The sequence below is a fragment of the Acuticoccus sp. genome, from assembly GCF_965213555.1.
Lineage (GTDB): Bacteria > Pseudomonadota > Alphaproteobacteria > Rhizobiales > Amorphaceae > Acuticoccus.
The window spans coordinates 410248-422981 of sequence record NZ_OZ243890.1; the positions used below are offsets into that span (position 1 = coordinate 410248).

Below are 12734 nucleotides of genomic sequence, written 5' to 3' on the forward strand. Positions count from 1 at the left end.
AAGTTGACGGCAAGATAAAGCGAGATTCCTCGCTGCCGGAACTTCGTTCCTAAGTGTTTGTCTGCACATTGTTTTTCGGCGCTACGCGATCGGCTCCGCGAGGTGTGCGGGTGGCGCTGAAGCTATTTTCTCGTTTAATATCAACGCTCCGAGTGGCACCCATCGCAAGGTGCGGAGAATGCAGAACCGCCGTTTGCCGCCGGTCGCAAGTATTTACGCGCTACGATCCTACGCCTCGATTTACTGTCTTGCATCGCTGATTCCGGCCCTCAATCGTCGCGTCATGACACGCGACGACGACAGCTTCCGCATCCGCCCCGGCAAGGTCCGTGACCGGGGCGCGACCCGTTTGCCGAGGGTCGTGCGGGCGCGACCCAAGTCCTTCATCGGTGAGGTGCATCAGGCCATCCGCCGGGCGGGCGGCAACCCCAATAGACTGGCCGGGACGGGGAAGGGAAGCGGCCGGTTCAACGCTCGGGGCCGGGGCGCTCAGGTCGCGGCGGGATTGAAGGGCCGGAACGGGTGGAGCCGGGACGTGAGCGGCGTCCGAACCCGGTCGCGCCGGGTGACGGTCAAGGCTCGCGTGGTGAAGCTCAATCCCCAGCGCGGCGCGGCACGGGGACGGCAGTTCGTCAGCGGCAAGGCGGTGGACGCGCACCTTCGCTACCTGGAGCGCGACGGCGTAACCCGCGACGGCGAGAAGGGCCAGGTCTATTCCGCCGACAGGGACATCGCCGATGGTCCCGCTTTCCTCGATCGGGGCCGCGAGGACCGGCACCAGTTCCGCTTCATCGTGTCGGCCGAGGAGGGCGTCGAGCTGTCCGACCTGCGCCAGACCACGCGCGACCTGATGACCCAGATGGAATCCGATCTCGGCACCAAGCTCGACTGGATAGCGGTCGATCACCACAACACCGGCCACCCGCATACCCACATCCTGATGCGCGGCGTCACCGACGACGGCAAGATGCTCAATATCGCCGGCGACTATATCGCTCACGGCATCCGCGAACGGGCGGGCGAGATCGTCACCCTGGAGCTGGGGCGCCAGACCGAGCAGGAGGTCAGCCGCCAGCTTGAGCGCGAGGTGGACGCCGAGCGGTTCACGCGGCTCGACCGGATGTTGATCGCGGCGCAGGAACGCGACGAGTTTTCCGATCTGCGTCCCGACAGGGACATGCTCGAAACCGCCCGGCAGAACCGGGCGCTGCTGATCGACCGCGCCCGCAAGCTGGAGCGCATGGGGCTGGCGACCGAACATACATCGGGCATCTGGACCATCTCGCCGCGCGCCGAACCGATGCTCCGCGAGCTGGGCACGCGGGGCGACATCATCAAGACCATGCACCAGGCACTGGAGCGCGATGGGATCGCCGAGCAGCGATCCTATGCGGGCTACGCGCTTCACGGCACGGCACCCAGGGAGCGGATCATCGGGCGCGTCGTCGCCAAGGGGCTGGGCGGCGACGAGCTGGGCGAACGCATCGAGCTTACCATCGACGGCGTGGACGGGCGAGTCCATCACCTTGAGGTTCCGACGGCCAAGGCCGAAGACATCCGGCGCGGCAGCATCGTCGCGATCGAGCCGCCGCCGAGCACGCCACGCGTCGCCGACGACAACATCCTGCAACACACCGATGCCCAGGGCGTCTATCGGCCCTCGACGCATCTGGAGGCCGTGCGGGAGACCATGCCCCGGATCGATCACGAGCGTCACGTTCAGTCGTATGTACGTAGGCTGGAGGCTCTACGTCGGGCCTACATCGTCGAACGCATCCATGACGACCATTGGCAGGTTCCCGCCGACCTGCCCGAACGCGGACTGGCCTATGACCGCCAGCGCGTCGGGCCGGGGCCGCGCGTAAGCGAGCTATCGCACCTGCCCCTCGACCGTCAGATCGACCATGAAGGCGCGACATGGCTCGACCGCGAGCTGGCCTCGCGCGACCGCACGCAGCTTTCGCCGCACGGGTTCGGCGCGGACGTGACGGCGGCGATGCGACGGCGGCGGACGGCGCTCGTCGCAATGGGCTATGCCACCCCGCTGAAGGACGGGCGCATCCACGCGCCCAAGGACATTCTCCAAAAACTGGAGCGCACCGAGGTCACTCGCGTCGGCATAGGTCTGGCAGCCGAGCGCGGGCGCGAATGGCAAGCGGCGGCGACCGGCGAGTATGTCTCGGGCACGCTGGTCGGATCGACCCAGCTTGCCAGCGGGCGGTTCGCGATGATCGACAATGGTTTGGGTTTCCAGTTGGTGCCGTGGAGCGACCCGCTGGAGAAGAGGCTTGGCCAGCATATCTCCGGAATCGCGAGCACCGGCGGCGGGATCGAGTGGACGCTTGGGCGGAGCCGGGGGCTGGGGCTTTGATCGGCGCTCGATTGCCCGGACTCGCGAGCATCGGCGGACAAGCGACCACCCTCAATGTTGGTGGCACCCAACCTGACTCGATGATGGAGCGAAGCCGGAATCTCTGCGCCGACTGAATGACCGGCTTTGGTGGAAAGCTGATGTTCGATGAGGCAATAAGTGCGAAGACCTCTAGGGAGTAGACACATGGCGATGAAAGGCTTGGATGAGCTAATACGGAAGATGAAAGAGCTTGAAAAGGCGACCGCAGCCTTGGACGGCGAAATCACCAGCGTTGGCTTCGATCCCCATGATCCCCAAAGCATCGAACTTGCCATTCAGCAGATGGAGGCAGCGATCGACGAACGGGTGGGCGATTACAGCAAAAACGACATGGTCCAAAAGATCGTCATCGAGATGAAGGAGCGGTATCGACAGGCAATCCTTGATCGTGCTGCCACAGGCCGTACGGAAGGGGAGTCCGAGTCATGACGATCAAAACCGCGTTACGCGAAGTGAACAACGCAGTCTTGGACTTGCAGTCTGCGGACTACAATACATTCGAGCGTCCCCTTGAGCGGCTTGCCTCGGCACTGAACGCCAACGATCTAAAACCGATCACGGATGGACTTAGGTCGAAGGCCGACTTCGATAAGTTTCTCGAGGGTGCCAGCGAGGGCGGCGGCATGATGGGGAGCGCTCGGCTCAACTGGCCATCTGCGCGCGAGGAGGAGCTTGGCCTAACCATCCAGCTCATCGAGCGTGCTGCGAAAGATCCACACTGGTTCCTTAACCTCGCCCACACATACTACTATAGCGGACGCAAGATCGTCGGCGACATTAGAAAGATTACCGCTGCGGTGATTATCCCGTTCAACCGCGATTTCATCTCCTATATGGACGAACTTGTCCCAACTCTGCCGGTGAAGGAGGCAGAAATGAGAACAGCAGCTGAAGAAGACAAAGAGGAGTTGCTTCAGGCACTGTTCGAACTGGGCAAGGCCAGCGGTAAACGACCATCAGTTCAAGATGCTGCGATGAAGTTCTTTCCCGAATGGGACCGGGATCGTCTTTTCAATGCAGCGGAGGCCCTTGTGAAAGAGGAGGCGATCCTCAATCCTACAGGCGCAATGTACTACGTCGACCTTTCGTCCACAGGGCGGAAGCGAGCAGAGCAACGACGCGCTACAGCAGCACCGGCGGTAACTTACAATATCGGGGCTATGCACAACTCTCCGTTACAGCACGTCTCGTCTGGCGGACACGGGGTGCAGACAACTACTTACTCGACTGACGACCTGAAGGCCATTGTGGCCCTCTATAAACGGCATGTTGATGAACTTGGCCTTGATGCCGCACAGCGCCGCCGAGCCGATGCACAGGTCGCCACCATCGAAGCTCAGCTGATCGATGAACCTGACCCGACAATCGTTAAAGCCGCCGGCAAGTCCCTGAAGACCGTTGTTGAAGGCGCAATCGGGGGCGCAGCTGGTAACGCGTTAGCCTCGGCTCCGATCTGGGCACCCCTGCTCTCGATGTTCAGCTGACTGCGGCATTACCACGAAGCCTGTGGCTGAATGTCTGCAATCGGTCGATATCCGCCGCCGCCTGTCCGCCGCTTCGGAGGGGTGCGACGGGACGGATGAACGCTCCCGCACCGAACAGAAGAACGGTGCGGGAGCGCCGAGCACGCTACCCCACCACCGCCACGAAATGCCGGGAGCCGCCGCGCGCCTGTATTCGCGCGCTGGAGCACGCGGCGTAGCGGGGCGTAGAGATGCGTCGTTCCGCATTGCTTCGACATCGCCGACTCTGGCGGGATGCCCCGCCCGTCGAGTCGCCATGAACCCTCAGCCTCCGAGCAGCTTGAAGCGCTGCTCGGCGAGCCGTGGCCGTTCCCCGGCCGTCCGCCCAGGCATGACGTGGCGAGTTGGCGTGTCAGTGACGACTGGCCCGAGAAGGTGCCGGTCACCGACGCCGAGATCGCCGTCTTCGAGGCATGGTTCGGGGACGTTTTCGACGAGTTGTTCGGGCCGGAATGATCGTCTGGCGCAAGCGCAGCGCGATTGACCGACGCCACGAATATGCTATATCTAGCATAAGGAGGAGGCGCGTGACGGATGAGGCGAGCGTCAAGCCTGTCAGGTGGATCGGGAGCAGCCGCGATGACTTGCGGGCCTTCCCCGAGCCGGTGCGGCTTCGCGTCGGCGGAGCGCTGTGGGAGGCGCAGACCGGCGGCAAGGCGGGATGGGCCAAGCCGCTTAAAGGGTTCGGCGGCGCGGGCGTACTGGAGGTGGTCGATGACCATGACGGCAACACCTACCGCGCCGTCTACACCGTGCGGTTCGCGGGCGTCGTCTATGTGCTCCACGCCTTCCAGAAGAAGGCGAAGCACGGCATCGCGACGCCGAAACACGAGATCGCGCTGATCGAACAGAGATTGAAGCGAGCCAGAGAGGACCACGAACAATGGCGAGCAAGCAGGACGACATGAAGGTGACGGAAGGGTCCGGCAATGTGTTCGCAGACCTTGGCGTCGCCGAGCCCGAGGAGGAGTTGGCGAAGGCGCAGCTCGCCAGCCACATCCGCGAGGCGATCAAGCGCCGGCGGCTGACCCAGGCGGCGGCGGCCGAGCTGGTCGGGCTCGACCAACCCAAGGTGTCGGCGTTGATTAACGGCCGGCTGACCGGCTTTTCGAGCGATCGGCTGCTGCGCTGCCTGACCGCGCTCGGGCAGGACGTGGATATCGTGGTCAAAGCGCCGCCCAGAAGCCGCCAACGCGGGCGGCTCCGTGTGGTGGAGAAGGCGGCGTGACCGCCGCCGTTCCATTGCGCGCCGCCCTGTATCTGCGCGTCTCGACCGCGCGGCAGGCCGAGCATGACGTGTCGATCCCCGATCAGCGCAAGCAGGGCGAAGCCTATTGCGTCGCGCGCGGCTATCAGCTCGTCGAGACCTTTGTGGACGCGGGCGCTTCCGCCACCAATGACCGCCGCCCCGAGTTCCAGCAGATGATCGAGGCCGGGACCGGCAAGCCCGCCCCGTTCGAGGTCATAGTGGTCCACTCGTTCAGTCGCTTCTTCCGCGATCACTTCGAGCTGGAGTTCTACGTCCGCAAGCTGGCGAAGAACGGCATCCGACTTGTGTCGATCACGCAGGAAATGGGCGACGACCCGATGCACGTCATGATGCGCCAGATCATGGCGCTGTTCGACGAGTATCAGTCCAAGGAGAACGCCAAGCACGTCCTCCGGGCCTTGAAGGAGAACGCGCGGCAAGGGTTCTGGAACGGCTCGCTGCCGCCGATCGGCTACCGCGTCGTCGCCGCCGAGCAGCGCGGGGCCAAGATCAAGAAGAAGCTGGAGATCGACCCGCTCCATGCCGACACCGTGCGGCTGGCGTTCCGGCTCGCGCTGGAGGGCGATGGCACGAGCGGCCCGATGGGCGTCAAGTCGATCACCAAGCACCTGAACGCCCATCGCATCTTCACCCGCGATGGCGGGCGTTGGGGCATCGGCACCGTCCACCGGATGCTGACCCGGCAGACCTATATCGGTCGCCACGAGTTCAACCGCCGCACAAAGAACGGCGACAACAAGCCGGATGAGGAAGTTATCCCCGTCGCGGTGCCGCCGATCATCGACCAGGGGATCTTCAACGCCGTTCAGGCGCGCATGAAGGCCCGCAACCCGAAGGTGACGCCGCCCCAAATCGTGGGCGGACCCACGCTCCTTACCGGCCTGATCCATTGCGCCAAGTGCGGTGGAGCGATGACCATCCGCACCGGCAAGGGCGGTCGCTATCGCTACTACACCTGCTCGACCAAAGCGCGGCAGGGACCGACCGCTTGCACCGGCATGACCGTCCCGATGGAGAAGCTGGACGCGCTGGTCGCCGGGCATCTGGAGGACCGGCTGCTTGATCCGACGCGGCTGGAGGAGGTGCTCGCCACTGTCCTCGACCGGCGGCAGGAGCGAACCGAGCGTCGCCGCGATCACATCGCCGAGCTGAACAAGCGGGCGACCGAGACCGACCTACGGCTCAAGCGGCTTTACGACGCCATCGAGAGCGGCGTCGCCGACCTTGACGACCCCGACCTCAAGGACCGCATCGCCAGCCTCAAGGCCGTCCGCGACCAATCCCGCGTCCATGCCGACCGTGCGTCGGCCATGCTCGAAAGCGCGGGTCAGAAGACGATCACCACGCCCATGCTGCGAAAGTTCGCACAGACCGCCCGCCAGCGGATACGTCTCGATGGCGGCGGCTATCGCCGCGACCACCTTCGCGCGCTCGCCCAGCGCGTCGAAGTCAACGACGGCGAGGTCCGCATCATGGGATCGAAAAGCGACCTGCTGCGGACGCTTGCCGCAGGGAGCGCGGGAACGCTGGGGGGCGTAGTGCCCACCTTTGTTCCGAAGTGGCGGGTGGGGTGGGATTCGAACCCACGAGGCGGTCACCCGCCTGCCGGTTTTCAAGACCGGTGCCTTCAACCACTCGGCCACCCACCCAAGTGCGGCCGTACACCGCGGCGACCCCTCTGCCACAGCCCGTGCGCCGAGCCAACCGGCGTGACCAAGAGGCGAGCGCTCGCGCGGCAACCGCTCCAGCGGTGATGCATCTAACCGTTGCTGCGAGACAAGTTGCTGCCGGGAAGTTGGCGGCGAGGCGATCGTAGCGCGTGGCGACACGGCGGAAGTCATTGAGCCGGCCGAAGATGGGCTCGACGGCGTTGCGATCACCGTAGAGCCACGGCGAGAAGCCGTTCGTCCAGCGGCGGTTGCCCTCCGGCGGGATGTTGGGCACGGCGTCGCGAGCCTCGACCGTCCGGCGAGCCCTGTTCGTGTCGTAGCCCCCTCGTCGGGGTGCAGGATCAGGCAGTCCGCGACCATCTCGACAGGGTCGGTGCAGTGGGCGACCTGTCCGCCGGTCAGCGAGAAGGCGACCGGCGACAGACCTCGTCGGTCAGCGCATGGATCTCGGTCGTGCGACCGTCGCCGGAGCGCCCGATGGCTGGGGTTCGCTCCCCCCCCCCTTTGGCACCGGACGCACTGCGGTGCGCCTCGACGGCCGAGGGGTCGACCAACAGCGCTGGCGAGGGCCCGCCCGCCGAGGCGAGGGCGCGGCAGAGATCCACACGCCCTTCGCGGCGCAACGAACGAAGCGGTTGTAGAGCGTCTTGTGCGGCCCGTCGCCGTCGAGCGCATCCTTCCAGCGGTCCCCAGAGGTCAGCACGTGGATGATCCGTCGGTCGTCGACCCTCGGCTCGCCCCGCAAGTCGGTTAGACGCTGGCCCGAAGGCGCGCGACGGACGACCGAAGTTGCGGGCCCTCATGCTAGCCTACGCGACGGCCGAGACGACCTCTATGGTTCGCGCGAGCGATCATTGCGAGGACGACCGCGCGCCGGGCTCGCTCGACTTGCCCGCGCGCTGGCGACGGCGTGAACACGTCTTGCGGCAGGGTCGAAGGCTGGGCAGAGGATGAGGGTCGATCGACGCGGTAGATCCTGGGCTCGCTCGGGCGCGCTGCATCATGGCCAACGAGCGCGCGGCGTGCCCTTTCGCTGGCGGTGCCGTCGCCTTATCGTCCCTCGCGTGGCAAGCATTGCCGGGGGAGTTCTGCATGGCGATGGACCGGAACGAGATCGAGCGCCTCATCCGCCAGGCGCTGCCCGACGCCACGGTGGAGATCCGCGACCTCGCCGGCGACGGCGACCACTACGCCGCGGTCGTCGTGTCCGAGGTGTTCCGGGGCAAGACGCGCGTCGCCCAGCACAAGCTCGTCTATGACGCGCTTCAGGGTCGCATGGGTGGAGAGCTTCATGCCCTCGCGTTGCAGACCTCCGCGCCCGAGGCCTGAGGCTTTCCCCCGGCTCGCACTGCGCCTATGTGAGCGATGAGTGCGCTGGCACGCAGCCGGCGTGAGCCTCGCAGATGAGCGGCCTCGCCGCGAGCCAAGCACCGAAGGAGTGATGATGAGCGATGCACATCAGACCATCGACGCCGCCGTGAAGGGGCACGACGTGATGCTGTTCATGAAGGGGACCAAGCAGTTCCCGCAGTGCGGCTTCTCCGGGCAGGTCGTGCAGATCCTCGACTACCTCGGCGTCGACTACCAGACGATGAACGTGCTCGAGGACGATGCGGTGCGCTCCGGGATCAAGGACTACTCCAACTGGCCGACGATCCCGCAGCTCTACGTCAAGGGCGAGTTCGTGGGTGGCTGCGACATCGTGCGGGAGATGTTCCAGGCCGGCGAGCTGCAGGAGCACCTCTCGAACGCCGGCGTTCCGACGCGAGACGCCGCTGCGTGAGCTTCGGTTCGGCGCTGGCGGGTGCGCGGCGCGAGCGCCCGCGGATCGCCTCCCAGGGAGTTCACCGTCCCGGGGGACGTCAGGCCGACGCCGTCAGAGAGGGTGGCCGCTGTGGGTGAGGTGCGCCGCGCCGTCGCGGTCGGTGCGGCAGTCGTCGTCGGCGTATTGGGTCAACGTGAGCGCGACGTAGCTCGGTGAGGTTGCGTCGACGGCGAGCGTGCTGTTCTCCGCGAAGCGCTCCAGCGCCCCAGCGCTGCGGCGCCCCCATAGCCCATCCACCGGCCCCGGCTCGCAGCCCAGGCGCGCGAGCTCGGTCTGGAGTGCCTGCGTCAACGCGGTCGACCCAACGCCGTTGGGCCCGATGATGCGCGACGTGATGGTGCTCGTCTCGTCGGTGATGCGGTAAGAGCCTCCGTCGCGGATGAGCTCGACCTCGTACCGCAAGGTGCCGCGCAGCGCCGTGCGCCCCGCCGGGTTCGAGGCGGTGAAACGGGCGACGCCGAAGACGATGCAGCGGGCGCCGGCCGCCGCGCACGACACCTGGGGCGGTCCCGCCCGCACCAAGCTGAAGTGCGGCCAGCGCCGCGTGTAGGCCTCACGCCGGCGAATGAGCTCGCCCCGAGACACCGCCTCGCCGAAGTAGACGACCCGCTCGTCGTACAGCCTGCCAGCGAGCGCGCGCATGGCGTGCGGCGGGGCGTTGGCGCTCGCGAAGTAGAACTCCATGACCTCGCTGACGGCGCGGTCGCCGCCCTCGGTCCCGATTGACCCCTCGTCGCGGCGGCGCGGCGCGAGCGCGGCGGTTCGTCGGTAGGTGAGGCCGGAGCGTGCGGCCCTCTCTGCGGTGAGGTACGCCATGGACGTGTGGTCGGCCTCCGTCGCCATCACCACGACCCCGAGCGGGTAGCCGAGCCGCGTGAGGTAGGCGCCGACGATGGCGTTTCCGCTCGCCGTCATGCGCAAGGTGTCCCCCTGCCGTGCGGCAGCGGCGTGGAAGCCGATGGAGCCGCCGTCCTCCAACGTGCGTTCCTCGCCAGCAAGCCAGATCAGGGCGCAGGCGGACGTGCAATGCCCATCCGCAGCGACGACCGTGTGGTCGCCCCGCTCGCGCAGAAGCTCGCCGATCGTCAGCGCGTCAATGAGCTTGCCGCCCGGCCCGTCCAGGACGATCGTGGCGACCGGCAACCCGCGCACCGCGCGGCGAAAGCGCGCCGCGTCGCCGAGCTTGATGTCTCCCTCGACGAACACGCGCGGCCGATCATCGCCCCGCTCGATGCGGACCTCGGCTGCACGGGCGGCGATCGTCGGCGCTGCGAGCGTCGCGGCGACGAGGAGGCACAACAGGTGACGCATCGGCACCCCGTGTCTTGCTGCGACAGCCTCACCGTGCCGCGAAGCCGCCGCGGCTTCAAGCCCTTGAGCCGCTCGGGGGTCAGCCTCGAACAAGCGCCTGGAGCGGTTTGACGTTAGGTGGAACCACCTAACCCCAACAAGACCGCCCTTCATCAAGGAGCTAGCGCATCTTATCTGGGTCTGAGGAGACCCAGGATGCTCTAGGTCCTGAGGCGATAACCGGTCCGGAACATCCAAGCCACCACCGCAAGGCACACGGCGGCGAACAGCGCGATCATCGCCATCGAAAATGCAAGGTTCACGTCCGCCTCACCGAAGAAGCTCCAGCGGTAAGTCGAGATCAAGTAGACAACCGGGTTGAACAGCGTCACCGTCTGCCACGTTTCCGGCAGCATGGAGATCGAGTAGAAGCTGCCGCCGAGGAACACCAGCGGCGTGATGATGAGGAGCGGGACGAGCTGGAGCTGCTCGAAGTTCTTCGCCCAAATGCCGATGATGAAGCCGAACAGGGAGAATACCAGGCACGTCATGGTGAGGAGCGCCACCATGGCGGCCGGGTGGGCGACGCGGACCTCGACGAAGGCCGTCGCCGTCACGAGGATCACAAGGCCGATGACGAACGACTTGGTCGCTGCTGCGGCCACGAAGCCGAGGGTGATCTCCAGGTACGAGACGGGCGCCGACAGGTACTCGTAGATCGAGCCGATGAACTTGGGAAAGAAGATCCCGAACGCTGCGTTCGTGACGGACTGGGTGAGGACCGTGAGCATGATGAGGCCTGGGACGATGAACGAGGCGTAACTCACCCCCTCGACCTCCTGGATGCGAGAGCCGATGGCGCCGCCGAAGACGACGAAGTACAGCGAGGTGGTGATGACCGGCGCCACCAGCGACTGGAGCGTGGTGCGCACCGCCCGGCTCATCTCGTGCCGGTAGATCGCCCAGACGGCGCACCAGTTCACTCGGCCGCCTCCCACTGCTGCGTGCCGTTCTCGACGAGCTCCACGAAGATGTCCTCGAGCGAGCGGTGCGCCGTCTCGACGTCGGTCAAGGTGAGTCCGGCCTTGCTCAGCGCTTCGAACAGGTCGCCGACGCTGGGCCCGGCATCGCTGATCGCGTAGGTGATCGTGCGGCGGTCCTCGGTGAGGCTGACGTCGTGGTTGGACAGGCCATCGGGCAGCCGATCGAGCGGCTCTGCGAGCGTGACCACCACCTCGCGCCGGCCCATGCGACGCATCAGCGCCTCCTTGTCCTCCACGAGCAGGATCTGGCCGTTCGAGATGATGCCGACGCGCTCGGCGATCGCCTCCGCCTCCTCGATGTAGTGTGTGGTGAGGATGATGGTGACACCGTCCTCGCGCAGGCGCCGCACGATCGCCCACATGTCCTTGCGCAATTCCACGTCGACGCCCGCGGTGGGCTCGTCGAGGAAGAGCACGCGCGGGCCGTGCGCGAGCGCCTTGGCGATCAGGACGCGACGCTTCATGCCACCGGACAGCTCCTTGAGCTGCGCGTCGCGCTTGTCCCACAGGGTCAGCATGCGCAGGAGGCCTTCCAAGTGCGCGGGGTCCTGCTTCTTGCCGAACAGGCCGCGCGAGAAGCGCACGGTGGCCGCCACGGTCTCGAAGGGCTCGAGCGCAACCTCCTGGGGGACGAGGCCGATCAGGGAGCGGGCGCGCTTGTAGTCCGCCACGGCGTCGTGCCCGTCGACGGTGACACGACCGGCGCTCGGGGTCGTCAGCCCGCAGATGATGGAGATGAGCGTCGTCTTGCCGGCACCGTTCGGGCCGAGCAGCGCCAGGATCTCGCCGCGACGGATGGTGAGGGACACGTCGCGCAGCGCCGTCTCCCCCGACGCGTACGTCTTGTGGAGGCCCTCCACCGTGAGGATGGCATCGGTCTGCATGGTCCGGCTCCGTTTGCCGCGCGCCACGGGTCGAGGCCGGCATGTGAGGGCTTGCCTTGCCCACGAGCGTCCCCGGAGCAAGCGATAACATTCGCGTGGGACGCTCCCGTCGGCCACCGCGCAACCTACCTAGGGGTAAACCCAAGGAGTTTGTGCATGAACATGGTGTCACGGGCGACGGCGGCGGTCGCGGTCCTCGCCCTCCTCTCGCCGGCCGCGACGTCGGCGCAGGACGCGTCCGGCGCTGCGGCGGACGGGACCGCGACCGCGGTCTTCGCCGGCGGCTGCTTCTGGTGCGTCGAGGCCGACTTCGACAAGGTGGACGGCGTCCTCAAGACCGTCTCCGGCTACACCGGAGGGACGACGCAGAGCCCCACGTACAAGGAGGTCACCTACGGCGACACGGGGCACTACGAGGCCGTCGAGGTGACCTACGACCCCGCGAAGGTCGACTACCGCACGCTCGTGGACTACCACTTCCGCCACATCGACCCGACGGACGCCGGCGGCCAGTTCTGCGACCGTGGCGACAGCTACCGCACCGCGATCTTCGTGGATGGCGCCGAGGAGCGCGCAGCGGCGGAGGCGTCGAAGGCCGAGGCCGATGCGCTCATCGAGGAGGAAGTGGTCACGCCGATCTTCGAGGCCGGCGCGTTCTACCCGGCCGAGGAGTACCACCAGGACTACTACGAGAAGAGCTCGCTGAAGTACAAGTACTACCGCTGGAGCTGCGGCCGCGACGCCCGTGTCGCCGAGGTCTGGGCGGGGGTCGACCAGCCGTCCTGACGCCGACCGGTGCCGCCTGTGCGGCGCCGA

General features: G+C 66.3%; 11 protein-coding genes, 1 tRNA gene and 2 pseudogenes. 9 read left to right on the top strand and 5 right to left on the bottom strand.

Annotated features, from left to right (window positions below; all coding sequences use genetic code 11):
• The first annotated feature begins 178 nt into the window (after window positions 1–178).
• From ACOOE8_RS02155 to ACOOE8_RS02180, 6 genes and pseudogenes are all read left to right on the top strand, one after another.
• Window positions 179–2371: a DUF3363 domain-containing protein gene (locus ACOOE8_RS02155; RefSeq protein ID WP_420393250.1), complete on the top strand. Its 2193-nt coding sequence runs from the start codon at window positions 179–181 to the stop codon at window positions 2369–2371.
• A gap of 186 nt (window positions 2372–2557) precedes the next feature.
• Window positions 2558–2842: a hypothetical protein gene (locus ACOOE8_RS02160; protein WP_420393251.1), complete on the top strand. Its 285-nt coding sequence runs from the start codon at window positions 2558–2560 to the stop codon at window positions 2840–2842.
• Complete coding sequence (locus ACOOE8_RS02165; protein ID WP_420393252.1) at window positions 2839–3897, top strand: hypothetical protein; 1059 nt, start codon at window positions 2839–2841, stop codon at window positions 3895–3897. Before ACOOE8_RS02160 ends, ACOOE8_RS02165 begins: the two co-directional genes overlap by 4 nt.
• A 566-nt stretch (window positions 3898–4463) precedes the next feature.
• Window positions 4464–4844: a type II toxin-antitoxin system RelE/ParE family toxin gene (locus tag ACOOE8_RS02170; RefSeq protein ID WP_420393253.1), complete on the top strand. Its 381-nt coding sequence runs from the start codon at window positions 4464–4466 to the stop codon at window positions 4842–4844.
• Window positions 4820–5164, top strand: coding sequence for a helix-turn-helix domain-containing protein (locus tag ACOOE8_RS02175; protein ID WP_420393254.1), 345 nt, complete (start codon window positions 4820–4822; stop codon window positions 5162–5164). Before ACOOE8_RS02170 ends, ACOOE8_RS02175 begins: the two co-directional genes overlap by 25 nt.
• Window positions 5161–6795 (top strand): annotated as a pseudogene (locus tag ACOOE8_RS02180) (recombinase family protein); the annotation flags it as partial. The gene ACOOE8_RS02175 and the pseudogene ACOOE8_RS02180, both read left to right, overlap by 4 nt.
• On the opposite strand, the gene ACOOE8_RS02185 reads toward ACOOE8_RS02180, so the two are convergent.
• Window positions 6766–6855: transfer RNA gene (locus ACOOE8_RS02185), tRNA-Ser, on the bottom strand. The pseudogene ACOOE8_RS02180 and the gene ACOOE8_RS02185 sit on opposite strands and share 30 nt — an antisense overlap.
• A gap of 112 nt (window positions 6856–6967) precedes the next feature.
• A pseudogene (locus ACOOE8_RS02190) lies at window positions 6968–7624 on the bottom strand (IS5 family transposase); the annotation flags it as partial.
• Between the two features lie 344 nt (window positions 7625–7968).
• Here ACOOE8_RS02190 and ACOOE8_RS02195 point away from each other — a divergent pair.
• The gene (locus ACOOE8_RS02195; RefSeq protein ID WP_420393255.1) at window positions 7969–8205 is read left to right on the top strand and encodes a BolA family protein; all 237 of its coding nucleotides are present in this window, start codon (window positions 7969–7971) and stop codon (window positions 8203–8205) included.
• Between the two features lie 115 nt (window positions 8206–8320).
• Window positions 8321–8659 carry a Grx4 family monothiol glutaredoxin gene (gene grxD, locus ACOOE8_RS02200; RefSeq protein WP_420394600.1) on the top strand — a complete coding sequence of 113 codons (339 nt, stop codon included), beginning with the start codon at window positions 8321–8323 and terminating at the stop codon, window positions 8657–8659.
• Between the two features lie 93 nt (window positions 8660–8752).
• Here the strand turns inward: grxD and ACOOE8_RS02205 are convergent, their stop codons facing one another.
• The 3 genes from ACOOE8_RS02205 to ACOOE8_RS02215 all read right to left on the bottom strand — a co-directional run bounded on the left by ACOOE8_RS02205 (window position 8753) and on the right by ACOOE8_RS02215 (window position 11918).
• Complete coding sequence (locus ACOOE8_RS02205) at window positions 8753–10018, bottom strand: hypothetical protein (protein WP_420393256.1); 1266 nt, start codon at window positions 10016–10018, stop codon at window positions 8753–8755.
• A 194-nt stretch (window positions 10019–10212) separates the two neighbouring features.
• On the bottom strand, window positions 10213–10974 hold the full coding sequence (locus tag ACOOE8_RS02210) for an ABC transporter permease (protein WP_420393257.1): 762 nt from the start codon (window positions 10972–10974) through the stop codon (window positions 10213–10215).
• Complete coding sequence (locus tag ACOOE8_RS02215) at window positions 10971–11918, bottom strand: ABC transporter ATP-binding protein (RefSeq protein WP_420393258.1); 948 nt, start codon at window positions 11916–11918, stop codon at window positions 10971–10973. The genes ACOOE8_RS02210 and ACOOE8_RS02215 overlap by 4 nt, the downstream gene beginning before the upstream one ends.
• A gap of 156 nt (window positions 11919–12074) precedes the next feature.
• Here ACOOE8_RS02215 and msrA point away from each other — a divergent pair, with 156 nt between their 5' ends.
• Window positions 12075–12704, top strand: coding sequence for a peptide-methionine (S)-S-oxide reductase MsrA (gene msrA, locus ACOOE8_RS02220; protein WP_420393259.1), 630 nt, complete (start codon window positions 12075–12077; stop codon window positions 12702–12704).
• Window positions 12705–12734: the final 30 nt, after the last annotated feature.

Bases quoted from the DNA above. Each gene is read 5' to 3' on its own strand.
- ACOOE8_RS02155 (WP_420393250.1), top strand. From the start codon at position 179: ATGCAGAACCGCCGTTTGCCGCCGGTCGCAAGTATTTACGCGCTACGA.
- ACOOE8_RS02160 (WP_420393251.1), top strand. From the start codon at position 2,558: ATGGCGATGAAAGGCTTGGATGAGCTAATACGGAAGATGAAAGAGCTT.
- ACOOE8_RS02165 (WP_420393252.1), top strand. From the start codon at position 2,839: ATGACGATCAAAACCGCGTTACGCGAAGTGAACAACGCAGTCTTGGAC.
- ACOOE8_RS02175 (WP_420393254.1), top strand. From the start codon at position 4,820: ATGGCGAGCAAGCAGGACGACATGAAGGTGACGGAAGGGTCCGGCAAT.
- ACOOE8_RS02195 (WP_420393255.1), top strand. From the start codon at position 7,969: ATGGCGATGGACCGGAACGAGATCGAGCGCCTCATCCGCCAGGCGCTG.
- grxD (WP_420394600.1), top strand. From the start codon at position 8,321: ATGAGCGATGCACATCAGACCATCGACGCCGCCGTGAAGGGGCACGAC.
- ACOOE8_RS02215 (WP_420393258.1), bottom strand. From the start codon at position 11,918: ATGCAGACCGATGCCATCCTCACGGTGGAGGGCCTCCACAAGACGTAC.
- msrA (WP_420393259.1), top strand. From the start codon at position 12,075: ATGAACATGGTGTCACGGGCGACGGCGGCGGTCGCGGTCCTCGCCCTC.